This is a genomic window from Paenibacillus melissococcoides (genome assembly GCA_944800085.1).
In the GTDB taxonomy this organism is placed as follows: Bacteria; Bacillota; Bacilli; order Paenibacillales; family Paenibacillaceae; genus Paenibacillus_B; species Paenibacillus_B melissococcoides.
This window is the reverse complement of the sequence record CALYLO010000002.1, coordinates 80,239-105,061: the sequence shown is the minus strand read 5'-3', so window position 1 is coordinate 105,061 and position 24,823 is coordinate 80,239. Positions and strand designations below refer to the sequence as shown.

The following is a 24,823-nucleotide window of genomic DNA, read 5'->3' as shown; positions in this document are numbered from 1 at the left end:
CATGTGCAAGTCTGCATGTACCTTGCCGCCTGTTCGCGAGCCCGCCCTCACCCTGTGCCCTGCTCGTGAGTCTGCCTGCACCTCGCCTGTCTGCAGGAGTTCGTCTTCAGCCAGCAGAACCGGGCAGCTCACTTCGTTCCCGGGCCCGCTGCTTCCAGCCCGCGCACATACGTATGAAGCATCCGCTTTAAGCTCTCGTCCCGCTCCAGCTCCATGCGGAAGCCCTGCTTCATCTCCAGCGTGGCGAAGCCATGCAGCAGGCTGCGCAGACCGCGCACGACATGGAAGGCGTCGGCCTGCTCGTATTTGTATGCGCCAAGCACATCGAGCAGCAGCTCCAATATCGAGTCGGATGCGGCTTGAATATCCGGATCGTTGAAATCCGGCGGCGACATCGTCGCTTCGTATACCCCCGGATGCTGGCGGACGAAGTTGACGTAAGCGAACCCGATCGCGTCGATGGCCGCTTCGCCCGACTTCCCGACCGCCGCGCGCGCCAGCGACTCTCTCAGCTCCAGCAGGCCGTAATGCGCCAGCCCGGTGCGCAGGCCAGGGAGTCCCTGGACATGATTGTACAGCGAGGGCGACTTGATGCCGAGCCGCTCCGCAACCGCGGCCAGCGTCACCTGGCTGAGGCCGTCCGCATCGGCAATCTCTGCGGCGGTGTGCACAATTAATGATCGATCAATGGATTTCCTTGGCATGATGCTGATTCCTCCATACATGTTCTGCTTCTTGAATGGCCTTATCGATTGCCGCCGCCGGCTGCGGCAGCATCGGCCCATGGCCGGCCGCCAGCAGAGTCGGCTCCAGTGCGCGCAGCTTGCGGGCGCTCGCGATAGATTCCCCTAGGTTCCAGGTAGCGAACGCCGGGAACGGGAACCGCAGCTTCATCTTGCCGGAGACGGCCACGCCGCCCTGCGTCTGAAAGGCATCTCCGGCAATAAGAGCCCGGCTGCGCGTGTCGAGGAAGGCCATCAGCCCCGGCGTATGTCCCGGCGCCGCCACGGCAAGCAAAGAGCCGATGCGATCGCCGTCGCGCAGCAGCCGATCCGGCGCCGTCTTGACCGAGGACGGCACCCCGCCGCAAATCGGCGTCCCGGGCTCCCCCGGCTCCAGCGAGCGGTCACCGCGCAGCAGCTTGGCATCCCGCTGCGAAATCGATACCTCCGCTTGCGGCAAGGCCGCCTTCAATGCATCCAGCGAACCGACATGATCATCATGGGCATGCGTCAAGAGGATGCGGGTAATCGGCTTGCCCAGCTTCGCGGCCGTGCTCAGGATGCCCTTCAGACTAAGGGGCAGCCCGGCATCGATCAAGGTAAGCTCGTTCTCTTCTTCGACCAGATAGACATTGACGGGGAACAGTCCCGGGAACCACGTTAATTGATAGATATGCTCATGGCGGGTTACGCGCACGGCAATCACCTCCGATTGCTTAACTAATTATATTAGCATAATAACTAATGATATTAGTTGTTGCAATCATTTCTTTTTCCTTCTCATACATTTTGAGCAAAATGCCTTCCCTGGGAGTGACATAAATTCGACATTGCAGGCGTAACCCAGTGGGATTCATACAGGCCGGACAACAAAAAACACCCTTAGCGGGTGTTTTTTGGCGCTGTTCCGGGACGGCTTTAATTTGTGGGGGGGGCGAGGCTGCTCTGGTCTATCCCGATCGGTCAGGTTCGACGTGGCAAGTTGCTCTGCTTTATCCCAGTTGCTCAGGTTCGACGTGGCGAATTTGTTCTGCTTTATTCCAGTTGGTCAGGTTCGACGTGGCAAGTTGCTCTGCTCTATCCCAGTTGCTCAGGTTCAACGTGGCGAATTTGTTCTCGTCTATCCCCGTCGGTCAGATTCGCTCTAAGGTTTGATTTGTGCGCAGAAGTCTGGTCGGCCCAGTTGTGTAAAAATCCTGCATAGCTGCATCAATTTATGCTAGGAAAGCAGATTTTTGCCCAACTTCCTGCAAAACTACATCTTTTCATCCTATTTTGTCTTCTCTTCAATCGATAAGGCGGAAATTCCTGCACTTTTGCATCAATCCGATCACGACATAGACGCCGACATGCAATTGCTGCACTTTTACAGCTTTGCCGAAGCGTTACCGAGCCGCTCGATGCGCCTTGGGATAATGGGGGGGCAGTTCCCGGCCCCCGGACAAGTCGCCACTTCCCCCTATCCCCTTGGTTCCCCAGGTTCCCCTGAGACTCCCTGGGTTTCCCTGGGCTTCCTTGATTCTCCCATGGTTCCCCTGAGTTTCCCTGAGTTCCCTGAGTCTCCCTGGGCATCCCCGAGCTTCCCTTGGCTCCCCTGCCTGTCCCCATCTGCCCCCCTATTGCTCCCCTGCCGCTTCCGCTTGCGGAACGACCGCTTCATGCAGATAGCGGTCCAGCTCTGCGGCACCGCTCGCCTTTTGCTCCGGCGTCCAGCCCAGGTGAGCGGCCATCCACTCGATGGCCGGCTCCTTCCATTGCCGGACCCAGTCGATGTTGAAGAACAAGGCGCCGGTTCTTCGAATGAAGAAATCGGCCGGCTTGAGCGCCATCTCTTCCTCGACCGCGTATGCGAGCGGCACGAGGACTTCGAGCGGAAGGCCGCCGGATGCGGCCTCGTCGCGGTATCGCTCCGCGAGCGCGAAGAGGCGGTCCGCATTCGAGCCGTACATGCGAGCCCAACGCTGGGCCAGCGCCGCATCCAGACCGCGGCGCACGCCCTCCTCTTTCTTCGCCTCCACGAAGCCCGGAAAGGCGGAGGAGCCGCCGACATGGCCGCCGGAGATCGGCATCTGCTTCGTCTTGACTGGCACGAACGGGCGTCCGTGTTCCTTAACCAGCCGCTGCATGACGCGATCGACGACCGTCTCCGCCATCTTGCGGTATCCGGTCAGCTTGCCGCCGGCGATCGTGATCAGGCCGGAAGGCGACTGCCAGATTTCATCCCGGCGCGAGATCTCGGACGCGCTCTTTCCTTCTTCATAGATGAGCGGTCTGACCCCGGCCCAGCTCGACTCGATATCGCCGGCGGTCAGCCGCACCGACGGGAACATGAACGCGATAGCGTCCATAATATAATCGCGGTCTTCCTTCGTCATGACGGGATGGGCGGGGTCGCCCTTATAGAACGTGTCGGTGGTGCCGACATACGTTTTGCCTTCACGCGGAATCGCGAAGACCATCCGCCCGTCGGGCGTATCGAAATAGATCGCTTGCTTGAGCGGGAACTTCTCCTGGTCGATGACAAGATGCACCCCTTTGGACAATTGCAAATGCTTGCCCGTCTTGGAATGATCCCGTTCGCGAAGCTCATCCACCCATGGGCCCGCCGCATTAATAATCGTCTTGCCATAGAACTCATATTCCTTGCCGTCCGCCTGATCCACGACGCGCACGCCGTGCAGCTTCCCATTCTCATAGAGGAAGGAGTCGGCCTTCATATAGTTCAGCGCCAACGCTCCGTGGCGCACGGCTTCCTTCATCACTTCGATCGTCAAGCGCGCGTCATCCGTCCGGTATTCTACGTAATAACCGCCGCCCAGCAAGCCTTCCCGCTTCAGCAGCGGTTCACGCTCTATCGTCTGCTGCGCGGACAGCATGCGCCGGCGCTCGCTATGCTTGACTCCGGCAAGGAAGTCGTAGACGCGCAAGCCAATGCCGGTGCTGAATTTGCCGAAGGTCCCGCCGCGGTGAATCGGCAGCAGCATCCATTCCGGAGTCGTCACATGGGGTCCGTTCTCATAGACGATGGCCCGTTCCTTGCCGACCTCGGCTACCGTGCTAATATCGAACTGCTTCAAATACCGGAGCCCGCCATGCACCAGCTTCGTCGAACGGCTGGACGTTCCGGCCGCGAAATCCTGCATCTCGAACAAGGCCGTCGTCAGTCCGCGGGTCGCCGCATCAAGCGCGATGCCCGCTCCGGTGATGCCGCCGCCGATGACGATGACGTCCAGCGGCGTCTGGCCCAGCGCATGCGCGATCCGCTCCCGATGCGCAGAAGAGAATGTTGCAGTTGTCATAGGTGAACCCCCTCGCTGCAGTAAATGAAATATTGGCTGTCTCGCCGATAGAAAAAACTGCAACAACACCACAGACTGTCATGCGATTGCAGTTCCCCCCCGTTCTCCAACTGATTGATTTTATTAACTTGTGCGCAATGATTTCGACATGAACGATATATCCGATTTCCCCGGCTGAATCCATAAATTCCACGATTTTGCGATGATCTCCGTGATATCCCCGGTGTCCCTGATATGTCCGGTGTCCCTGTTATCCCCGCTATCCCCGGCTTTACTTGAATGCTTTGGTCGCCGCAATGGCGGTCTTCCAGCCTGCGTACAAGGCTTCCCGCCGCTCCTGCGGCAGCGCCGGTTGGAAGTCGCGCTCGATGCTCCAGAGCGAGTAAATCTCCTCCCGGCTCTCCCAGTAACCGACCGCAAGCCCGGCCAGATAGGCGGCTCCCAGCGCGGTCGTCTCGCTGACTTGCGGGCGTTCCACCGGCACGTCCAGCATATCGCTCTGGAACTGCATCAGGAAATTATTATGCACCGCTCCCCCGTCTACGCGCAGCGTCGTCAATTCAATCGAAGAATCGGCCTCCATCGCCTGAAGCACATCCAGCGTCTGATATGCGAGAGACTCCAGCGTCGCCCGAATCAGATGCTCCTTCGACGTGCCGCGCGTCAAGCCGAAGATGGCGCCCTTCACTTCGCTGTCCCAATATGGCGTCCCCAGTCCGACGAAGGCCGGCACGACGTATACGCCATCAGTCGAGTCGACGCGGCTCGCATATTGCTCGCTGTCGGCGGCGTCTTTGAACATGCGCAGGCCATCGCGCAGCCATTGGATCGCCGAACCGGCCACGAATACGCTTCCTTCGAGGGCATATTCCACCTTGCCGTCGATTCCCCATGCAATGGTCGTCAGCAATCCATGAGAGGATTGAACGGCCTGATCGCCCGTATTCATAAGCATGAAGCACCCGGTTCCGTACGTGTTTTTGGCCATTCCCGGCTTGAAGCAAGCTTGCCCGAACAGGGCGGCCTGCTGGTCTCCGGCGATGCCGGCAATCGGAACCCGTTCCCCGAAGAAATGATAATCGGCCGTCTGGCCGTAGATCTCGGAGGAGGAACGCACCTCAGGCAGCATCTGCTTCGGAATGTCCAGAATTTCCAGCAGCTCGTCGTCCCATTTCAGCTCATGGATGTTGTACATCAGCGTGCGGGATGCGTTACTGTAATCCGTCACGTGCGCTTCCCCGTCGGTCAGCTTCCAGATCAGCCATGTATCGATCGTGCCGAACAGCAGCTCCCCGCGTTCCGCTCTCTCCCGGGCGCCCGGGACATGATCAAGTATCCACTTCACCTTCGTGCCGGAAAAATAAGAGTCGATCAGCAGCCCGGTCTTGGAGCGGAACAGCTCACTATGTCCTGCCGCCTGAAGTTCGTCGCAGATCGCCTTCGTCTGCCGCGATTGCCATACAATCGAATTATAGACAGGGCGGCCTGACTCCTTATCCCAGACGACCGCCGTCTCGCGCTGATTCGTAATGCCGATGCCGGCGATCTGGCCCGGCTTCACGCCCGATTCAATCAGACAAGTCGCAATGACGGCGAGCACGGTTCCCCAGATCTCCTGCGCATTATGCTCGACCCACCCCGGTTCAGGGAAAATTTGTGTAAACTCTTTTTTGGCCATATGAATAATCTCGCCGGATCTGTTGAACAAAATCGCCCTGGAACTGGTCGTCCCCTGATCAATCGATAAAATATACTTCTCCATCACCGATTCCTCCATTCCATATAATGAACTGCGCCATGACCTGCACGGAAGCCCCTATAATTTCGCCTGGGCCGATACTTTTCCGCCTCGCCGGGAAGTGAGCAATGCGATGACCGCGATGACGAGGACGATCCCGGATACCACCCAGATGAGGGTGTCGGCTTGCCCAAGGAACACCGTTTTGTAGAAAAGTCCGCCCAATGCGCCCCCAATCACCGGGCCTGCGACAGGAACCCAGGCATATGCCCAATTGGAGCCGCCCTTGCCCGGAATCGGAAGCAGCATATGCATAATTCTCGGGCCGAGGTCGCGCGCGGGATTGATCGCGTACCCGGTCGTTCCGCCCAGCGACAAGCCGATGCTCACAATAAGAAAGCCGACAATGAACGGGCCGAGCCCGGCGGTAAGCTCATTGGCGCCAATCGCCAAAATGCCGAGAACGAGAATAAACGTCCCGATAATCTCGCTCATCAGATTTCCGAAAAGATGCGGCGCCGCGGGACCTGTCGCGAATACGCCCAGCTTGGCGGCCGCGTCCTCCGTCAGCTTCCAATGCGGCAAATAATGCAAATACACGAGGACCGCTCCCGCCATAGCTCCGAGAAGCTGCGCCGCGATATAGGCGGGCACATCCGCCCAAGGGAACGTGCCGATCAGAGCCATCCCTACCGTAAGCGCCGGATTCAGATGCGCCCCGCTGATCGGACCGACCGCATAAGCCGCCATCGCGACGGCCAGGCCCCAGCCCATCGCGGTCACGATCCAGCCCGAATTCGCCGCATAGGACCGTTTCAAGGATACGCCCGCACATACACCTCCTCCAAGCGCAATCAAAATCATCGTCCCAATCAGTTCCCCCCAAAATGCCGACATTCCAAGTCCCCCTTCACTTCTAGTCAATCAATAGCATTATTCGACGGGAACGCAAAAAAGACCTACCTATCCATCCGCGCGATAACTCTCCAATTCGAGAGCGATCAGCGCGTCTGCAAGTAGATCTCCATGTCTCCGCAACATCATTAACTTAGTTCACAGTTTATTCTATTTTGGAAACGGTGTCAAATGATTTTTATCATTTCCGGGACTTATTTTTTTCGGAACTGCACCGCCGATCAAGAAGAGGCGGAGCGAAATTCACGCCTTCGTTCTTCAGTCTATATTTGGGAGCGGGCTTGGGCCGGTTCATTCGGATACCGGGAAATTCATCTGCGAAGGCTTGCTTCGCTGTACTAAATCATCCGCGCAGCCCCCTGCTCAATTCGTCGGCAATCAGAGCAACGCCCGCTTCGATCCGTTCCTCCGGCACTTTGGAGACATTCAATTTCATGATTTTCTCGGGGTAGCAGCTCTCCAGATAATGCTCCTTCATGTCCCCCACATAGACATGCCGCTGCCGAAGCTTGCGCAGCAGCGCCCCCATATCGATCCGGTTCGGCAGCACGATATGCGCCTTCATGCAGACGGACGGCGGATGCACGAACGTCCCCGGCTTCAGGAACGGCTCGACATGCTTGCTTAAGGAAGCATACAGCCGCCTTGATTTGCTGATATACGATTCCCTCACCTCGGCGCGGTGGCGCCAGAACATGCCGCTGGTGATGTAGAGCTCCAGAGCGGCCTGGGAGATCATCGAGCTGTCGATATCGGTCGTCAGCTTGTGCTGCTGGAAGGCGCCGACAAGCGCATCCGGCAGCACGGCGACGCCGACGCGAAGTCCGGGGAACATGATTTTGGAGTAGCTTTTCAAGTAGATGACCCGCTGATTCGTATCGTAGTAGTACATCGGCATCTGGCCCGCATCCTGCTCGAAATCAGCCAAATAATCATCCTCGATAATATAGACGTCGTACCGGTCGGCCAGCTCGACAATCCGCTGCTTGTCGGCATTGCTCAACGAGGTCCCCAACGGATTGTGAAAGCGGGGCATCGTGTAAAAATAGCGGACATCCCCGCGCTTGAACAACGCTTCCAGACGGGCAAGGTCGAGCCCCCGTGCCGTCCGCTCCACGCCGAGGGCCGGCGTGTGGTGAAGCTTCAGATGCGCCAGGAACAGATGATATCCGGGCTGCTCGACGACGACCTTCGTCTTCCCGTTCGGCAAAGGCATCGCATTCAGCAGGGCCAGCGCCTGTTGAACTCCGGACGTAATGACGATATTGCGCTCGTTCGCAAAGACCTGACACGACTCCAGTTGGGGGCGCACCGCCCGAATGAGGGACGGCAGCCCGTTCGGCGTGCCGTATACGAAAAAATCATCCTGATACAGATTGATCGCCTGATTGATGCAATGCTGAAAATGAACATACGGAAACTGCCGCACATTGGGCGCGGAGGCGGCAAAGTCAAAGCCTTCCTCATCCTCGGCCATCTGCGGCTGTGCCTTATTCACGACATAATGACCGCTGCGCGGAATCGAGTAGATGACATGCTCCTTCTCCAGCTCCTGCAGCGCCTGGATCACCGTGCTATTGCTGCATTGATAAGCTTGCGCCAAGGCGCGAATCGATGGCAGCTTCTCCCCCGGCCGCAGGGAAAGATCCTCGATCCGCCGCTTGATGTCCCGCATGATGGCTTCATATTTCTTCACGGTTCCCCTCCTCTCTGTACCGGTACAGAATGCGAATACGGATATTGTTGCCTCTAGTCCCGCTCCGTACAATAAAGCCACCAGACAGGAGGGAACCAACTATGAAGCAACCCTTGATTAAAGCTTACGCCGCCGCGCTTATCTATGCTTGTATTATCGGCTTTTCATTCCTATTTGTCACGATAGCGCTGGAGAGTGCCAATCCGCTTGATTTGCTGGCCCACCGGTTTACGATTGCGTTTGCCGCCGCCACGCTGATTCTCGCCGTGAAGCGGCCGTCCTTTTCCATCCGCTGGTCCGATCTGCTCAAAATCATGCCGCTGGCGCTGCTCTATCCAACCGGGTTCTTTGTCTTTCAGACCTTCGGCCTCGTCTTCACGACTTCGTCCGAAGCCGGCATCGTCCAGGCGACCGTGCCGATTATGACCGTCTTTCTGGCATCTGTCCTGCTGCGCGAGCGCTCCTCCTTTATGCAAAAGATCGCGCTGGCCGTATCGTCCGTTGGCGTGATCTTCATGCTGCTCATGGGAGGAATGAGCGGAGCCAGCTTCAGCCTGATCGGAATCTCGCTTATTCTGCTGTCGGCCCTGTGCGCCGCGCTGTACAATATTTTCGCGCGCTCCTTGACCAAGGCGTATTCGCTGCTGCTGCTGACCTACGTGATGACCTGCTTCGGCTTCATCGCATTCAACGGGCTGTCCATCGGCCGCCATCTTGTCGAGGGCACCTTGTCATCATGGTGGGTCCCGATGGCAGATGGGCGGTATCTGCTGTCCGTACTCTATCTAGGTCTCCTCTCTTCCTTGGTTACGTCCTTCTTGTCGAACTATGCCTTGTCCGTCCTCGAGGCGGCCAAAATGAGCGTGTTCAGCCATATCGCAACCCTGATTACGATCATCGCCGGCGTCCTGTTCCTGCATGAGAGCTTAGGCTACTATCATGTGCTCGGCGGCATCGCCATCCTCGGCGGGGTCATCGTCACGAACCTACCAGCGGCCCGTAAGGCGAAGGAGCATCCTTCCCATTCGGCGTCATGACAAATAGTTGGCATCGATGGCCAAAAGAGCCATCCTGGAGACCGGCTTCGAAAATCGGTTCCAGGAATTGTAAAATGAGCAGGGCCTATGCATATCCGCACAGGCCTGCCTTCAGGATATCAACGATTCCTTCCTCGCCTTCTCCATCGCCTCATCACGGTTGCTTACATTCAGCTTCGCATAAATAGAAGGCATGTAATTCCGTACCGTACGTTCCGACAGATGCAGCCAGGACGCAATGGCCTTATAACGAAGCCCTTGCATTAATCCTTTCATAATATCCATCTGCCGGCTTGTCAACGAGAACGGATTTTCACTTGATACGCGAACGGTTGGGGCGTGTGCGCCTCCCCTTTGTTGGCCTGCCGGTTCATGCCCTCCTTGCGTAATCATCTTGCCGCCGCAATGAACGAATCGGATGGTAGCGGCTAATTCCTTCGCGCCAGCCTCTTGCGATGCATATCCGTCAACCGCGCCGCGAAGCGCCTGCACCGCCTTAACACGTTCCTCCCCTTCGTTAACGATAACGATAACGCGGATGTCTTTTCCCTTCCCTTTTTTCCTGAGGCGTCCTATCCAATCTCTCCTGTCTGTCCCATCCCAATCTACGGACAGCAAGACGATATCGGGTTGCGTATGCTCTACGAGTTCTGCCGCTTGATCCTCATGCTCCGCCGTGACGGCCCGGAAATCCCGTTCTTCGTTCAAAAGACTTGCGACCTGCTCGCGCCATGCAGGGGGATCTCCCAATACGACAATCTCAATCCGTTCGACAGAGGCTGCCGCTTCGCTCGGTACCGTTACGGTCATTACCGTTTCTCCGTCCACACCGGTATAAAGATGCATATCGCCTCCCAGCTTGTTCAGACGCTCTTTCACAGGAGACAGATCCGAGCCGAATGGCAGCCAATCGAGCCGCTTTCCATTATCCTCTATCTGCAGCGTGATATGCGTCGGGGCATATTGCAGGATCATGTGGATAGAACCCGCTTGGCCGTGCCAACAGGCATTGGCCAATGCCTCCCATGCACAACGGTGCAATGCTGCGTGTCCTGATCGACCGGATAGGCGCTGCCAAGCTTTCGGAAGGATACGGGAACGCCCTCTTGTCTGATCCAATCGTCTGCGACCGCTTCAATAAAGGCCTCTAGCGGCAGGTCATATCCCGGCTGCTCCAAACTCCGCAACTGATCCTGAAGCTGATCCCGCTCTGCCACGATGGATGCTCTCAGCGATTCTAAGCGCTTCATGCCATCTTCTGAAGTGACATGCTGGCGAAGCGCATCCAACTCAGACCCTGCTATCGTAAAAAGGTGACAGACCGTCTTCGTGGTCTCGCGCGCCGCTTGGCAGCGCTCCTCCAAGCGCAGCGTCCGTTCCGTCTGAAAAGGGTGCTTTTCGATAACGTCGTATTACTCTTCAATGACGGCAAGTTTGCGCTTGGCCGTGCGTATAACATCTCCGAGCTTGCGCAGACCGGATCCAATGAGGTAGATACATGCCGCTAAAAACAAAGTGCCAAACACCGATGCTCCCCAAGACGCATCCGGCGAGAAGCATGCTGCCACAGGAGGAGTCGCAATGGCAAGCATAGGCACAACCCAGTTCTTCGTATTTCTATGAAAATACCCCATCGTGAACGCCGCCGGAAAGAACATGAAGTAAAAACCGAGATCTATAGCGGAGTAGATGGAAACTCCGCCGGTAATCAATACATCGGCAATGATATACGCCCGATAACGAAATGCTAGCAAGATAATAGGAACTTGAAGATATAACACAATGAATAGGACGGCATCGATGGTAAGAAAAGATCCCGAATATTCATTTTTTAAAAGAAGAAGAGTCCAAACAAAAAATAAGATGCGTGCCAGGATCACCAACCCATCCAGCTTGGAAAGGCGTTTGTTGTTCAAATCCATTAAAAACAGCCCCAATTGATAGAATGTTATGTTGGAGTAGATTTCTAAATTCATATGTACCATGAAAATACCGAAAAAGAAAGCTCTGGCACGCATGACTTTTTCAAACTTTCAACCTCGGGACATTTTGACCCTACCGGGCAGGACAATCCGTATGCTACCTTAACGTGGTCATGCTTTTATACAAGAAGAAGGAGGAGTTGGAATTGAAAACAAAGCTGATGGCATGGACGCTGATTTGCAGCGTTCTTCTGCTTATGCTCCCTGTCCATGCGGAAGCGGCCAGCGAGAAAGTGACCTTAAAGGTGTTGGACTACTCCCAAGAAGACTTTAACAAGAGGTTCGGGGATGCATTTACGGCCAAGTACCCGAATATTGAAGTCAAGGTCATCCGGACACTAAACGCAAACGGGAAATCGGTGCTTCGGGGGGATGAACTGCGTAAGCTGGAGGATAAGGAAAAGCCGGATCTGCTGCTGCCCGATAAGGATAGCTTGGAGAAATATGTGGCTGAGGGCAGACTGATCGATTTAGAGCCCTATATTGCTCAATCCAAATCCATCAAGCTGGCCAATTTGAATCAAAATATGGTGAATTCCATGAAAGTAAAAGGCAAACTCTACACGCTTTCGCCGACATTTATGACCAAAGGCCTGTTTTATATCAAAACCCTATTCGATAAATACAAGATCAAGTACCCGAAAAACAAAATGAGCTGGGCGGAAGTGATGGATCTAGCCGCGGAAATCAAGAACAAAGCGGGCTCGGATAAGGTTGAAGGGTTTGATTATGATTATCATTTATTCTCTTTGGCAGACACAATCGCACGCTCCTATAAATCTGACATACCGGGATGTCAGCAAGGGCGGCAAGAACATAATCATCAACACCAAGAAGTGGAAACCGATCTTCGAGATGGTGCTCAAGGTTGCCAAAAAAAATGCAATCACGACGGAAAAAGAGGCCTTTCTAGCAGGCAACGCGGTAATGACGGTATCTGATTCTTTCTTTCTTCGCTCGATTAAGCTGCAAAACATCAAGTTCGAGTGGGGCGTTGTATCCGAGCCAGTGAATCCCGCCCGTCCGATCAGTTCGGCATACGGAGCAAATCATATGTTCGGCATTAGCGCCGAGTCGAAGCATGCGGATGCGGCTTGGAAGTTCATTGAGTTCGTTAACAGTGACGATTCTGCCAAAGGGTACCTAAAGGATGGCGAATTCATGTCAGGAGTGCCGACGAACGAATGCTGCAAGAAGTGGAACAATAAAGTCGACCTTAGCGGCCTCTACCAGCTGGCTCCGGTCAAAACGATGTATGATCCGAACCAGGCGGACATCTGGCAAGTTTTTCTGAAAGAAGGGGATGCGGCATTCAAATCCGTCTTGAATGGCAAACAGAGCCTTGATTCCATGTTGACCGGACTTCACACGAAATTACAGTCTGAACTAGATCAAGCATGGGCCAAGAAGGGAAAATAAGACCATGAAGAACCGGCTTCGCGAACCGAACATCGCATGGCTGCTCATCGGCTTAATCCTGCTCCTGCAAGGCTGTGCCGACAAGCATACCGAGCCCTTCGACCCGAACAAGCCCGTTACCTTAACAATCATGTACGATTCGGGATTCGAGTCGGGAGTGGAGGAGGAGTTCTATAATCGGTTCGGCGAGCAGTTTCAACTCAAATATCCGAATGTCGATTTTCACATCATCAAGGAGCCGGAGTATAATCCCGAGTTAACGGCAAAAGAGAATGAACAGGCATTGCTTGCCTATATCGCGAAAGAACGGCCTGATGTTCTGAAACTTGGTCCCGTCAGATTCGAAACGGTAGCGGCTGCGGGTAAGCTCATTGATTTGGCGCCATGGATTCAACGGGACAAGTTTTCGCTGGACGGGATTTATCCCCCAGTTATCGACGCGATTAAAATGAAGGGCCGCGGAACGCTGTACGGTCTGTCCCCAACATTTATGAGTTGGGCCCTATACTATAACAAGGACTTATTTGAGCGGTACGGGGTTACGCCGTCCCAGGATAAGATGACCTGGGAACAAGTGCTTGATTTAGCTGCGCGCTTTCCGGTTGATGGTTCCCCTGAAGAACGGATATACGGGTTTACTCAGCCATTCTCTAGCGATAGTTCTATATTTGCGCTCATGGAGAGCATCGCCAAGACCGAGCAGATCGCATTGATCGATGCTGCGGGGACACGATTGCTGTTCGACTCGGACGGCTGGAAGCGGATAACGAAGCTGACTGTGCGGAGCATGAACTCCAATTCTGTCTATTTTCCTGTGGCGGTTGATCTAAGCAGGATGCTGGTCGATGATCCGTTCCTATCGGGCAGAGCCGCCATGGTCGTCATGGGCGATTCTATAGCGGGGGACTTGCAAGGTATGAACCAAATCAGGGAAAATTCCATTCCCCCGGAAGAGCCGCTGCGTTGGGGAATCGTACCGGTTCCGATCGATCCCGTAAATCCGCAATCCGCGAACGATATCACGGTGTTTGAAATGTACGGCATCGGCGCCGACTCTACCGCCAAGGCAGCAGCCTGGGAGCTTGTGAAGTTCATCAACGGCGACGAATGGGCAAAAGCGAAATCTCGGTCCAAAGACGGGGGTAATTTGCTGGCACGTATCGCATACAATAAAGACCGCTACGGCCATTTCAACCCTGAAGAGATGGAGGCATTCTATAAAGTCAAACCACAGAGCGAAGAAGAACAGCGGCAAATCCGCCAAGTCCCGCCTGCATTCCGGACATCGTTCGCAGAGATCGTAAGGGAAGAACTCGAATCGATCGCAGCGGGCAAGCAGAATGTGGAGCAGGCCGTACAGAAAATTCAGACACGAGGCCAGGCGGAGCTTGATTCCTTCAATGCCCGGACGGAAGAGAAATAACGGGTTCATTCATCTCTATTGGAACAAGCCCGGTGCCGGATTCGCATCGGGCTTCCCTTGGCGTATACGTCTCCTCTTTGCCCTCTTGTGAGGCCCCTTTTTGCTAGACGGCATGATTCACTTGTAGCAACCTCGGACAGCATTAATACAAGTGAGTAAAAAAATTACCGTTCCGTCCAGGAGATATATTCACTAAGGTGATTTATAAATCGAGCATAATTTGAATAATTTTCTGGTTTATAATCATCTATGTATATATTATGTTCAATTTCTTTAGCCAAATATATTATACTTCCCAATGAAATAAAATCTTCATTCTCTTCTTTATATTTTGAAGTAAACTATTTAGGGCTTGCTGAATAGGTATAGGTAAGGCTTTGAATAGCTCGCCACCTTTTCCCCACCTCCACACCGTGCATGCGACTTTCACCGCACACGGCGTTCCATCTTGCTACTTGAATTAAACAACAGTGCCCAAGTTACTCATTTTGCGGTATTGGTTTACCTTTTTAATCATGCTGCCTGTTAGGCCAAGCATGTTTATGAGTTTCATAATCGTTTCCTGGTTTGTGGCATGAATAAGTGTATGGACATCTTGATGAAGGATCCTCAGGTTATTGTAGCTGTCATCTCCACCAAGGTAAGTTGGAAGATAATGATGACAGTGCACATCGTCTGCATAAAGGAATATACCTGTGATCTCGCATTTTCCCATGACCATACTGTACCTACTAATCCGATTATCCAAGTATTCTGCACTGCGTTGAGGATTGTCTGATTTCATTAATATAATGATTTCTGATTGTACAAATCCAACCAGTTTTCTAGTAATCCTCTTCCGCCCCTCGACAGTAAATGGAGTTATCTCTTGACTGAAGTTCAGATTGTTAGAGGTAGTTACATCTACTATCGGGTATAAGTAGACTCCATCCACCTTGAACGTGCGATAACTGGTTGAGTAAAACTTCCTATATGTCGGAGGTGGATTATCAGGATGTTCGTATTTACCAGCCCGTTTCAAACGATTATAAGTGAACTTTTTCAGGTCATAGGCAAGTCGTGAGAACTCAATGAACACATGCGTTGCTTTCCTAAAGTAATTGTGAATCCCGAGAACAAAACTATTGAATTTGTGCACATTACCGGCTGAGGGTGATTGTTGAATATGTTGAATAAGTTTCTTATATTGTATCTTAATCTGTTGTTTTTTCTTCTCAATCACACCGGTATGTGCAACTGCCTTTTTCCCCTTCATTGTAGCTTTAATTGTAAAGCCGAGAAATTCAGATTTCTGTTTCCTCAAATTCAGAATTTTTGATTTCTCAGGGGAAATGTCCAACTTAAGGCGATCTTTCAAATAAAGTTTTACGGCATGGAACCATTTTTGGGCCGTTTTCCAATCACGACAGAGGATTTTGAAGTCATCGGCGTATCTGACGATGAATCCTTCTTTAAGCTTTGACTTCTTAAGAGCATTATATTTATTCCTCTTCGTATATGCATGTTTTGTTTGGAAATTCTCCCATTGTCCAGCTACCCAAGTATCAAGATCGTGCAGTGCAATGTTAGAAAGTAAAGGGGATAAAATTCCTCCTTGTGGGGTTCCTTTTACAGGAGTACCTTCACCTTCTATTACAGCTTTTAGCATTCGACTGATAATCCGTAAAACCTTACGATCGTGTATTCCAAGATTCCATATCTGCTTTAGCAAGGTTGAATGATTAATGTTATCGAAGAATCCTTTGATATCGATGTCTACGATAAAGTGAAGTCCCCCGTTATTAATCAAAAATTGAACTCTAGCCAATGCATTATGGGTGGAGCGCAATGGTCTGAACCCATAACTATGTTTATAAAAGTGCGCCTCGGCGATTGGTTCAAGTACTTGCTTAAAGCACTGCTGTATTAGCCGATCTAGAATGCATGGAATTCCCAGTGGTCTCTTTCTCCCATTAGGTTTTGGAATAAAGACCCGTCTAACCTTTTTAGGTTGGTAATTCTTAAGTTTTGTTTTAACAAGGTTCACAAGATCGCTGTCTGTCATTGTTTTAAGATTCTCGATTGTTTTGCCATCTGTTCCTGCTGTTTTAGATCCCTTATTTGACTTGATTGTACGGTAAGCAAGAAGGATATTTTCTCTTGATGTGATTAGTTCATAGAGACGTTTGAATGTTTTTCCTTGCTTGGCCTGCTCGTGTAAGTCTGTAAAGGTATCTGTTAGATTATAGTAATCCCAATAACGCAGAGCCTGTATTGTGGCAACCCCCTTGCAGAGATTGTCCCCACATTCATACCCGACCGATACAGTTCACTTTTGGAAAGTTGTTGTCAAGTAACAAGACTCAGGGCTGTTCCTCCACTTCTATTACGGAAGTTTCATTGGTCGTGCCCCTACTCTCACAAGGGTAAATGCATTTCGGTGTAACCTTATAGCAACCGTCTTGGACGGCAGTCCATTGTTGCAACGTCCCTTGCTTTCCTTGTTCCTTCTATCCTAGCTATGCATACTGCCCTTAGGTGACTCCTTTGAACCTGCAAGCTTGATACCGCCATTGTTCGGTATAGCGTATTTCCTAACATGTAATTGTACTTTACGCCACTTGCCCCAACATTCATTGGTCAACATGTTTCCATTAGGTAGGCATTTAGATTCTTACATTCGGAGTTTCGTCAGTTCCCCTTTGAACATTCTCACCATAGGCAATTTTTCAGCCGTCCGGCATATCAGTAAGCATACCTTCCTTGATTGGTGGCTCCAGCTTCCTTCTGCCGACTTCACCTAGCTTCATACCTCATGCCCTGCCGAACAAGACGCATGTAGGAGTCTCAACGGAACAGTTTTGGAAAACATGGATTCCTCATTCCTGTTCTCGGATAGAAAGTTAGACTTTTCTTTATAAAGTCCTTGCTTTTCCTGAAGTTATTCAGTTATAGCAAAACAAGTCGCACACATATTGCCTTTTAGGCCCACAGAGGCTGACGGCACAGATTCAGCAGCAGTCTGAAAATCGGCAAAAAGAGAACGCGCAGCTTGCGTTCGAGATTCATAACAAGCAGTTGCAGGGCAATGACCGTTTCGCTTGTCTCTCGAAGGCGTGCTCGAATACGCCCCAGTCCGTAGGAGCGTTTGCCTTCTCCGAATTTTCCTTCGATTGCGTTACGCATTGAAGCATCCTGTCTGGCCTGGTTCCGATCGGGTTCCGCTTCTTTCTTCGGACGCCCTAAGTTTGGACCACTCAAACGGATGCCGTGCTCCTTACAATAGCGAAGGTTCTCCCGATTTCGGTAGATTTGGTCGGCTAGAATGGCTTCCGGATAACACCCATATCGCTGGACGAACGACTCCACGGAAGCTTTCAGTGTCATGCTTTCGTTGAAGTTATCCCAGGACAGCTTCTCCATTCGAGCGTAACCGTCCACCAGACTGATCGCCAGCTTTGCTCCAAACTCGACGGGAGCATTCACTTTCCCGCGGACAATCGGCCGTACATGCGGTTGGGAAAGACTGACGATTCGATCTTCCACCGAGTGTGTCCGTTTGTCGTACATCTCTTGTTGTTGACGATACAGCTCGGAAATGACGAGCAATTGCCGATACTGCTGCGAACCCAGTTGATTCAAGCTGCTTTTCGCTGCCAGCATTTCGATGATGCGAAGATTACGCGAAACATAACGAAGCTGTTTGCCAACCGCTTTCCGGATGGATTTGGCACCCGTTCGCCGTTTCTTGGCGATCTCGAGGTAGCGTTTGCGGGCGGTTTGACGATACGTTCTCGGTTTCTTGGCCTTCCCGACGAAAGGCTCGTGCAGAACATCGATGATCGCTTCGAGTTTTTCCCGCGCCTCGTTCAATAATTTCAAATCGGTCGGATACGAGATGTCGGCCGGTGCGCAGGTCGCGTCGAGCATCAAGGTGCCTTTGTTGCATGGTTTCTCTTTGCTTTTGCCGTCTTCATTAACGGATGTTCCATCAGAGCCATGGCCGCTGCCTGGAGGATCTTGAGGATCGCTCTTGTTTTGTTCCTGCTTCTTTCGCTCTGCGTCCTCTTCCAAAATCCAATCGTTGATTCGTTCAATGACATCCGCACCCAATCGCTTGCGGAAATGGGTCAACAGCGAGTGATGGAACGGAGGCTTATCTTGGAACGCCGGCAGCCCAAGGAAGTACTGGTAGTACGGATTTTCGGCGATCTGCTGGACCGTCTCTCGATCATCGAGCTGCATACGTTCCTGAATGTACAGCGCTCCCAAAGCCATACGAACAGACAAAGGGATCTGACCGCGCATTGATTTCTTGAACGACTTCGCGTAGAATTCTTCTGCCCGCCACCACGGGATGATAGCGGCCAGTTGAACCCAACGGTTCTCCTTATTTAATTTACCGCCAAACGGCAAGTAGAAATCTTCGAACAACTGAAGCTGGCTTTCGGTTCTACGATACATGTCGGCTCACTCCACGTGCACGATTTTTTGCAAGAAATTCGCATTCTCCTTGCATTTTATTTCGAGTTAGAGTCCAGAAATCCTTGTAAAACCTTTGAAAAATGATTGTTCAGCAAGCCCTATTTAACCATTGCTCTAATTTATTTTAATTTGGAATGCTATGACCAAATTGTCGGTAAATATCCGTCGCCATTTTTGTACTTAATAAATAATTTGTATCCTTCATATTTTTATCTTGAGTATTATATAATAGAAAATAACCGTCATTAGATTGCAAAGAATTGACAAACCTAATGATATTCGATGCCTTCTTGCTAGCTAATTTATTGGCTTCAACTGAATGAGTATATAACTATAAATCATATAGAGCTCCGTTATTTCCATCGTAAAAAAATTGCTCGACCTCATAATTTTTTAATAAATCAGCATATGATTTGTCAAGTTCTTGATTACCAATTTTACTAATCGCCTGAGTAGTATAAAAAAAATCATATAAATCGATTTTGATTAAATCTGAATTTGCATTACTGTTATTTACTTGTTTATAGTTTGAAAAGAAGATGATAATTCCCAACGAAAAAAATATAACCATAAGAAATGTTATCTTTCTTTTCATAATCGAACAACCTCTTAATCCCAATTATATAGTATTTCATCTTTTTCTCCATATATAGTAATGTTTGTTTGTAAGCTCATGCCATGAGTATCCTCATCGTGTACAATAATGTAACTGAATTGATTTGGACTTGTGTCTTTAATGACCTCTTTATTGCCAAATGTAACTACTATTCTTTTCATTTTTTCTTGGATACTTTTATCATTTACTCTGAGCATAACATAGGAGTATCCCCCGTCTGCGCCAAGCACCTCTACCGACTTTTCCCTTCTTTTATGTGTGGTCAACGTCTTCGCATACTCGATTTTTCCGTTTCTGTTGAAAACACTATAGGAACCGATATAGATTTCCTTCTCATAAAAGATAAGAGCGGCAGGTTTATTCCGCTCATTTAACCGTTCCTCCGCCAATACGGTGATTCCCTCTGTAGCTACAATATGTTCTATCTGTGATTTTGTTATCACTTCATATTTATCTCTTCCAAAATAATCAACAAGCGTAATAATAAGAAGGATTAACAAAATAAAAGCCAGACGGATCACTAACTTACGATTCATTTATTTAAATGACCTCCATTTCTCTATCCGCCTTTACCTTACCATCATCAGGGAAAGTTTTAAACAACTTTTCCCATTTTTTAATTCATTATAATATTTATCATTATTATTACAGCATGAAGAAAAGAACGAATTGGCGATCACTTCAAAGAAAAAGGAACAACAAAAATTCACCCAATTCGGATCAATCCATTTCAGGAAATGCCTGCACCGGATGTGAATCCTGTCACCCGGCGCAGCGTCTACTATCCCGATTGGCGCCGGAACTGGCTCTGCACCAAGCCGTGGTAGAAGCCCTGCTGCCGCAGCAGCGACTCGTGGCTTCCCTGCTCGATGATGCGTCCGTCCTCCAGCACGAGGATGCAGTCTGCCTGCTGAATCGTATTCAGACGGTGCGCGATAACGATACTCGTTCGCCCCTCCATCAGCCGGTACAGTGCCTCCTGAATCTTCATCTCCGTAATCGTGTCGATGCTGCTCGTCGCTTCGTCCAGGATGAGAATGGCCGGATCCGCCAGCACCGCCCGCGCGATCGACAGCAGCTGCTTCTGGCCCTGGCTAATGCCGCTGCCGTCCTGGCTCAGCTCCGTCTCGTACCCCTGCGGCAGCTTCATGATGAATGAATGGGCATTCGCCAGCCGCGCGGCCTGCTCGACCTCCTCGTCGGTGGCATCCAGCCGGCCATAGCGGATATTGTCGCGAATGGTGCCCTGGAACAGGAAGGAATCCTGCAGCACGAAGCCCATATGGCTGCGCAAATTTTTTCGGTCTATGGCGGACAGCTCGACGCCGTCGAGATAGATCTGGCCGCTGTCATAGTCATAGAAACGGCTGAGCAGTTGGGTAATCGTCGTCTTGCCAGCCCCGGTCGGCCCGACCAGAGCAATCGTCTGGCCGGGCTCCGCCCGGAAGGAGACGTCCCTCAAGGTGCGCCCGTCCTTCTCGTAGGCGAACGAGACATCCACGAACTCGATCTCGCCGCGCACTCGCTGCAGCCGGATCGCATCCTGCTCATCCTGCCCCTCCTCGCGCTCCTCCAGCACTTCAAATACCCGCTCCGCCCCCGCAATCGCGGACAGGAATGTATTGAATTGGTTCGCCAGATCGTTCAGCGGCCGGGTGAATTGCCGCGCGTACTCGGAGAAGGTTACGATGACCCCGATCGAGACGAGCCCATGGAGCGCCAGCACGCCGCCCGCTCCCGCAATGATGGCGAAGCTCATATTGTTCAGCACGTTCATCAGCTTCGGAATGAAGCCCGAATAGGTCTGGGCCCAATACCCGGAAGCCTTCAACCGTTCGCTCTTCTCGGCGAACTCCTGAATGACTTTTTGCTCCTGCGAGAAGCTCTTCACGATCTTCTGCCCCGAGAACGTCTCCTCGATGAACCCGTTCATCTCCCCAAGATTGCGCTGCTGCTCCTTGAAAAACCGTCCGGTCCGCCGCGTAATCCATCTCATGCCGAGGAACATAAGCGGCACAATCGTCAGCGTGATCAGCGTCAGCAGCGGACTCAGCCACAGCATTAGCGTCAGCATGCCGACGAAGGTCAGAATGCTGGAGGAGAGCTGAATGAACGAGCTGTTCAGCGTCTGGCTCACATTGTCGATATCGTTCGTAATCCGGCTCATCAGCTCGCCATGCTGCCGCTTCGTATAGAACTGGACCGGCAGCGTGTGGAGCTTCCCGAACAGATCGGAGCGCATGGCGTAGACCGCCTTCTGCGCCACGCCGATCATCCAGTAGTTCTGCAGGAAGAGAGCGGCCGAATACAGCAGGTACACGGCGCCGAGCAGGACGAGGAGCAGCAGGAAGTTGCCGCCTTCCTGCGTCTTGATATAATGGTCGATCGCATACCCGACCAGGAAGGGACCGAGCAAGCCAAGCCCCGACGTCAGCAACACCATAAGGAAAATAAGGGCCAGCAGTCCTGTGTGGCCGGACATGTAACGCCATATGCGAAGCAGCGTGCCTGACCAGTCCTTGGCCCGGGGCTTCTTCTTCGAAGGGCTGCCGGCCGCCGTTCCGCCTCCGCCCCGGTCCGCAGCGGTCCTGCCGGGCTTCTCCGGCAGCTTCAGTCTCAGCATGGAACTCCCTCCCCTCGCTCGAACTGGGACTGCACGATGCGCCGGTACAGTTCGCTGCGGCGCATCAGCTCGTCATGGCTTCCCTGATCCAATATGCGTCCGTCATCGATGAGAATCACGGCATCCGCCTGGAGGGCGGTGCTGATTTTCTGCGTAATAATCAGTGTCGTGCAAGGATTGGCCCCCAATGCCTCCAGCAGCCGGGCCTCGGTCTTCACATCAAGCGCGCTCGTGCTGTCATCCAGCAGGAGCAGCTTCGGCTTCCGGATCAGCGCCCGGGCAATCGACAGCCGCTGCTTCTGTCCGCCGGACAGATTGATCCCCTTCTGCCCGAGCATCGTGTCATATTGGCGGGGAAGCTTCATAATCGTGTCATGAATCTGGGCGCGGTGTGCCGCCTCCATGACCTCGTCATCGGAGGCATCCTGCTTGCCCCAGCGGATATTGTCCCGCACCGTGCCGCTGAACAGCATGACCTCCTGCGGCACATAACCGATGTGGCGGCGGAGCTGCTCCATCGTCATGGAGCGAACGTCCATCCCGTCCAGCAGGACGCGTCCCTTGCTGACATCGTACAGCCGCGGAATCAGCTGGAACAGGGATGATTTCCCGGAGCCGGTCGCTCCCATGATCGCTATCGTCTCACCCGATCGTACCGTGAACGACACGTCCTGCAGCACAGGTGCCTCGGTGTCCGGATAGCGGAAGGTGACGTGCTGGAATTCCACGCGGCCTTTGCTTACCGCCGCATCCGGATCGGCATCGGCCGCATCCGTCACGTCGACCTCGCTCTGCAGCACATCGGCTATCCGTTGGGCGGACGCCTTGGCGCGCGACAGATTCATCATAATCATGGAGACCATCGACAGCGCTCCCGTAATCCGCGTCGTGTAATTGACGATAGCCACCACTTCGCCGAGGTCGGTGCTGCCGATCTGTACGCCCAGCCCGCCATACCACAGCACGAACAGAATGCTGCCGTTCATCAGCACCAGGAGGAGCGGAACCGTGAACTCAATCAGGCGCAGCGCGGCGACCGTCCGATCCATCAGCTGCCCGTTCGCCTCCTCGAACCGTTCCACTTCATGCTTATCGCGAACGAACGCCTTGATGAGCCGCATGCCGAACAGGTTCTCGCGGAGCACCCCATTCACCCGGTCCAAGCGCTCCTGCACCGAGCGGAACAGGAGGAACGCCTTGTTCATCAGCCAGACGAGCAAGATGAACAGCACCGGCGTGACGACGGCCAGAATGAGCGCCAGCCTGACGTTGACCAGCAGCGCCATCACGAGGCCGCCGATCATCATTAGCGGCGCCCTCATCATGATGCGCAGCCCCATGAACACGACGTTCTGCATCGTCGTCACGTCCGACGTCACCCGCGTAATCAGCGTCGCGGTCGGGAAGCGGCTGAAATTGGCAAACGAGAAGGACTGAATTTTCTCGAACAGGTGCTTCCGGATATCATAGCCGAAGTTCTGGCTCACATGCGCCGCATAGTACGAGTTGACGATGCCGCATACGAAGCCGAACAACACCAAGCCGACCATCAGCCCTCCCCACTGCACCACCGCGGGGAGTTGATGGGCTACAATCCCCTCATTAATAATTCGAGCCATGAGCAGCGGGAGCCACAGATCCACGGCTAACTCCATCAGCATGAGGGCCAGCGCGAAAACCATCGGCCCCCGATAGGGGCGCAGAAATGATAGTATTTTCCTCATTCACACTCTCCTTCCCCAAGCCGGGACGGAACCGTCATGCTGCGCAAGGCAGTCCTTAACCGGTCCCTCCCCCGGATATAAATCGATTATCGGTATCCAGCCTGCCGGCGAAGCGCTTCCATCGCAGCAGATGACAGGCCATCATTGAGGCCTGCGCCATCGCCTTCCGATCCCGATGAAGCTGCCATGCCGGGCGGGGGATGATGCCCGCATGCCGCACAATCGTGTCCTGGCACATTTTCGTACATTCATTCTAGGGCGTGTATGCAAACCTTAAGCCAACCAGATCATGGAAGAGGCCAGCTTTAAGAAGGCAACAAAAGTACAGGCCAATTTATCGTACCGAGTTGCCAGCCGACGATTATGTTTGAGTTTGTTGAACAGGCATTCGACCAGATGACGCTCTTTATACAACCACCAGTCGGTTGTACGTTGGATCGTGCGATTCTTCTTACTGGGAATGACGGAATGGGCCAGTTTCTCTTCCAAAAGCGCAATGATTTTATCGGTATCGTATCCGCGATCCGCCAAAACATGTTTACCTTGTATGTCTTGGGTTTGCAGGATCTCATAACCCGTTACACAATCATTGATGTTGCCTGCGGTTACTTCGAAGCGTAGCGGATTGCCAAGGCCGTCTACAACGGCATGAATCTTGCTGGTTAATCCTCCGCGTGATCGTCCGATGGCTTGGAATTGCTGCCCCCTTTTGCCCCCGCGCCGTGTTGGTGAACACGAACGATGGAAGCATCGAGCATAACACTTTCGTCATCGGGATTGGCAGCCAGAACGTCTAGCATTCGATCAAAGATGCCTGCTTTCTCCCAGCGGCGGAAACGACTGTAGACACTGCTCCAGGAGCCATAATGCTCTGGCAAGTCTCGCCAAGGCGCACCAGAACGAATCACCCAAAGCATGGCATTGAACATTTTTCGGTTATCGATTGCCGGACGTCCACCCTGTGGTTTCCGTTCCGGTGGCAAGAGGTCTTTGAGTCGTTCCCATTGGTCATCTCGTATCTCATATCGTCTTCTCATAGGATAAGTTTACCAGATATTTGGCTATTTCGATAGTTTGCGTACACGCCCTAGCATAGATTGGGAATTTAGCTCGACAATATGTGAAGGATTGCATATGATTGGGTTAGATTTTCACTTGATGCAGC

Annotated in this window: 21 protein-coding genes; 4 read left to right on the top strand and 17 right to left on the bottom strand. The window is 52.5% G+C overall.

The window, feature by feature from the left end:
- Nucleotides 1-128: 128 nt before the first annotated feature.
- The 6 genes from OCY70_RS08655 to OCY70_RS08630 form a co-directional block, all read right to left on the bottom strand.
- On the bottom strand, nucleotides 129-704 hold the full coding sequence (locus OCY70_RS08655; RefSeq protein WP_213427450.1) for a TetR/AcrR family transcriptional regulator: 576 nt from the start codon (nucleotides 702-704) through the stop codon (nucleotides 129-131).
- Complete coding sequence (locus OCY70_RS08650; protein WP_213427449.1) at nucleotides 685-1,419, bottom strand: MBL fold metallo-hydrolase; 735 nt, start codon at nucleotides 1,417-1,419, stop codon at nucleotides 685-687. The genes OCY70_RS08655 and OCY70_RS08650 overlap by 20 nt, the downstream gene beginning before the upstream one ends.
- Before the next feature lie 919 nt (nucleotides 1,420-2,338).
- Nucleotides 2,339-4,021 (bottom strand): glycerol-3-phosphate dehydrogenase/oxidase, encoded by a 1,683-nt coding sequence (locus tag OCY70_RS08645; RefSeq protein WP_213427448.1) that lies wholly within the window; start codon nucleotides 4,019-4,021, stop codon nucleotides 2,339-2,341.
- A gap of 271 nt (nucleotides 4,022-4,292) precedes the next feature.
- Nucleotides 4,293-5,783 carry a glycerol kinase GlpK gene (gene glpK / locus OCY70_RS08640; protein WP_261944772.1) on the bottom strand — a complete coding sequence of 497 codons (1,491 nt, stop codon included), beginning with the start codon at nucleotides 5,781-5,783 and terminating at the stop codon, nucleotides 4,293-4,295.
- 54 nt (nucleotides 5,784-5,837) lie between these two features.
- Nucleotides 5,838-6,656: an MIP/aquaporin family protein gene (locus OCY70_RS08635; RefSeq protein WP_213427446.1), complete on the bottom strand. Its 819-nt coding sequence runs from the start codon at nucleotides 6,654-6,656 to the stop codon at nucleotides 5,838-5,840.
- Nucleotides 6,657-7,017: 361 nt separating this feature from the next.
- Nucleotides 7,018-8,370 (bottom strand): aminotransferase-like domain-containing protein, encoded by a 1,353-nt coding sequence (locus OCY70_RS08630; RefSeq protein ID WP_213427445.1) that lies wholly within the window; start codon nucleotides 8,368-8,370, stop codon nucleotides 7,018-7,020.
- A 101-nt stretch (nucleotides 8,371-8,471) separates the two neighbouring features.
- On the opposite strand from OCY70_RS08630, the gene OCY70_RS08625 reads away from it, so the two are divergent.
- A complete protein-coding gene (locus OCY70_RS08625; protein ID WP_213427444.1) occupies nucleotides 8,472-9,407 on the top strand; it encodes a DMT family transporter in 936 nt (311 codons plus the stop codon).
- A gap of 111 nt (nucleotides 9,408-9,518) precedes the next feature.
- Here OCY70_RS08625 and OCY70_RS08620 read toward each other — a convergent pair whose 3' ends face one another.
- The 3 genes from OCY70_RS08620 to OCY70_RS08610 are packed head-to-tail and all read right to left on the bottom strand — an operon-like array spanning nucleotide 9,519 to nucleotide 11,425.
- Nucleotides 9,519-10,382, bottom strand: a complete 864-nt coding sequence (locus OCY70_RS08620) for a LuxR C-terminal-related transcriptional regulator (protein WP_249724825.1) — start codon at nucleotides 10,380-10,382, stop codon at nucleotides 9,519-9,521.
- Nucleotides 10,379-10,771, bottom strand: a complete 393-nt coding sequence (locus OCY70_RS08615; RefSeq protein ID WP_249724822.1) for a hypothetical protein — start codon at nucleotides 10,769-10,771, stop codon at nucleotides 10,379-10,381. Before OCY70_RS08615 ends, OCY70_RS08620 begins: the two co-directional genes overlap by 4 nt.
- Before the next feature lie 48 nt (nucleotides 10,772-10,819).
- Nucleotides 10,820-11,425: a hypothetical protein gene (locus tag OCY70_RS08610; protein WP_261948758.1), complete on the bottom strand. Its 606-nt coding sequence runs from the start codon at nucleotides 11,423-11,425 to the stop codon at nucleotides 10,820-10,822.
- A gap of 110 nt (nucleotides 11,426-11,535) precedes the next feature.
- On the opposite strand from OCY70_RS08610, the gene OCY70_RS08605 reads away from it, so the two are divergent.
- Genes OCY70_RS08605 through OCY70_RS08595 form a run of 3 tightly spaced genes read left to right on the top strand, consistent with a single transcriptional unit; the run spans nucleotide 11,536 to nucleotide 14,231 of the window.
- Nucleotides 11,536-12,330 carry an ABC transporter substrate-binding protein gene (locus OCY70_RS08605; protein ID WP_261944769.1) on the top strand — a complete coding sequence of 265 codons (795 nt, stop codon included), beginning with the start codon at nucleotides 11,536-11,538 and terminating at the stop codon, nucleotides 12,328-12,330.
- Nucleotides 12,317-12,808, top strand: a complete 492-nt coding sequence (locus tag OCY70_RS08600) for a hypothetical protein (RefSeq protein ID WP_373871440.1) — start codon at nucleotides 12,317-12,319, stop codon at nucleotides 12,806-12,808. The genes OCY70_RS08605 and OCY70_RS08600 overlap by 14 nt, the downstream gene beginning before the upstream one ends.
- A 4-nt stretch (nucleotides 12,809-12,812) precedes the next feature.
- Nucleotides 12,813-14,231, top strand: coding sequence for an ABC transporter substrate-binding protein (locus OCY70_RS08595; RefSeq protein ID WP_213427443.1), 1,419 nt, complete (start codon nucleotides 12,813-12,815; stop codon nucleotides 14,229-14,231).
- Nucleotides 14,232-14,691: 460 nt separating this feature from the next.
- Here OCY70_RS08595 and ltrA read toward each other — a convergent pair whose 3' ends face one another.
- The 8 genes from ltrA to OCY70_RS08555 form a co-directional block, all read right to left on the bottom strand.
- On the bottom strand, nucleotides 14,692-16,485 hold the full coding sequence (gene ltrA, locus OCY70_RS08590) for a group II intron reverse transcriptase/maturase (RefSeq protein WP_213431462.1): 1,794 nt from the start codon (nucleotides 16,483-16,485) through the stop codon (nucleotides 14,692-14,694).
- A 707-nt stretch (nucleotides 16,486-17,192) separates the two neighbouring features.
- Nucleotides 17,193-18,674, bottom strand: a complete 1,482-nt coding sequence (locus OCY70_RS08585; RefSeq protein WP_261944767.1) for an IS5 family transposase — start codon at nucleotides 18,672-18,674, stop codon at nucleotides 17,193-17,195.
- Nucleotides 18,675-19,026: 352 nt separating this feature from the next.
- Nucleotides 19,027-19,290, bottom strand: a complete 264-nt coding sequence (locus OCY70_RS08580; RefSeq protein WP_213431267.1) for a hypothetical protein — start codon at nucleotides 19,288-19,290, stop codon at nucleotides 19,027-19,029.
- Nucleotides 19,291-19,304: 14 nt separating this feature from the next.
- On the bottom strand, nucleotides 19,305-19,847 hold the full coding sequence (locus OCY70_RS08575; RefSeq protein ID WP_213431268.1) for a hypothetical protein: 543 nt from the start codon (nucleotides 19,845-19,847) through the stop codon (nucleotides 19,305-19,307).
- Between the two features lie 245 nt (nucleotides 19,848-20,092).
- Nucleotides 20,093-21,934 carry an ABC transporter ATP-binding protein gene (locus tag OCY70_RS08570; RefSeq protein ID WP_213431269.1) on the bottom strand — a complete coding sequence of 614 codons (1,842 nt, stop codon included), beginning with the start codon at nucleotides 21,932-21,934 and terminating at the stop codon, nucleotides 20,093-20,095.
- The gene (locus OCY70_RS08565) at nucleotides 21,928-23,658 is read right to left on the bottom strand and encodes an ABC transporter ATP-binding protein (RefSeq protein ID WP_213431270.1); all 1,731 of its coding nucleotides are present in this window, start codon (nucleotides 23,656-23,658) and stop codon (nucleotides 21,928-21,930) included. Before OCY70_RS08565 ends, OCY70_RS08570 begins: the two co-directional genes overlap by 7 nt.
- Nucleotides 23,659-23,713: 55 nt before the next feature.
- On the bottom strand, nucleotides 23,714-23,896 hold the full coding sequence (locus tag OCY70_RS08560; protein WP_213431271.1) for a hypothetical protein: 183 nt from the start codon (nucleotides 23,894-23,896) through the stop codon (nucleotides 23,714-23,716).
- A gap of 35 nt (nucleotides 23,897-23,931) precedes the next feature.
- A protein-coding gene (locus tag OCY70_RS08555) for an IS5 family transposase (protein ID WP_261944570.1) occupies nucleotides 23,932-24,695 on the bottom strand; the annotation gives its coding sequence in 2 pieces (ribosomal slippage) (nucleotides 23,932-24,374 and nucleotides 24,374-24,695; 765 coding nt in all).
- Nucleotides 24,696-24,823: the final 128 nt, after the last annotated feature.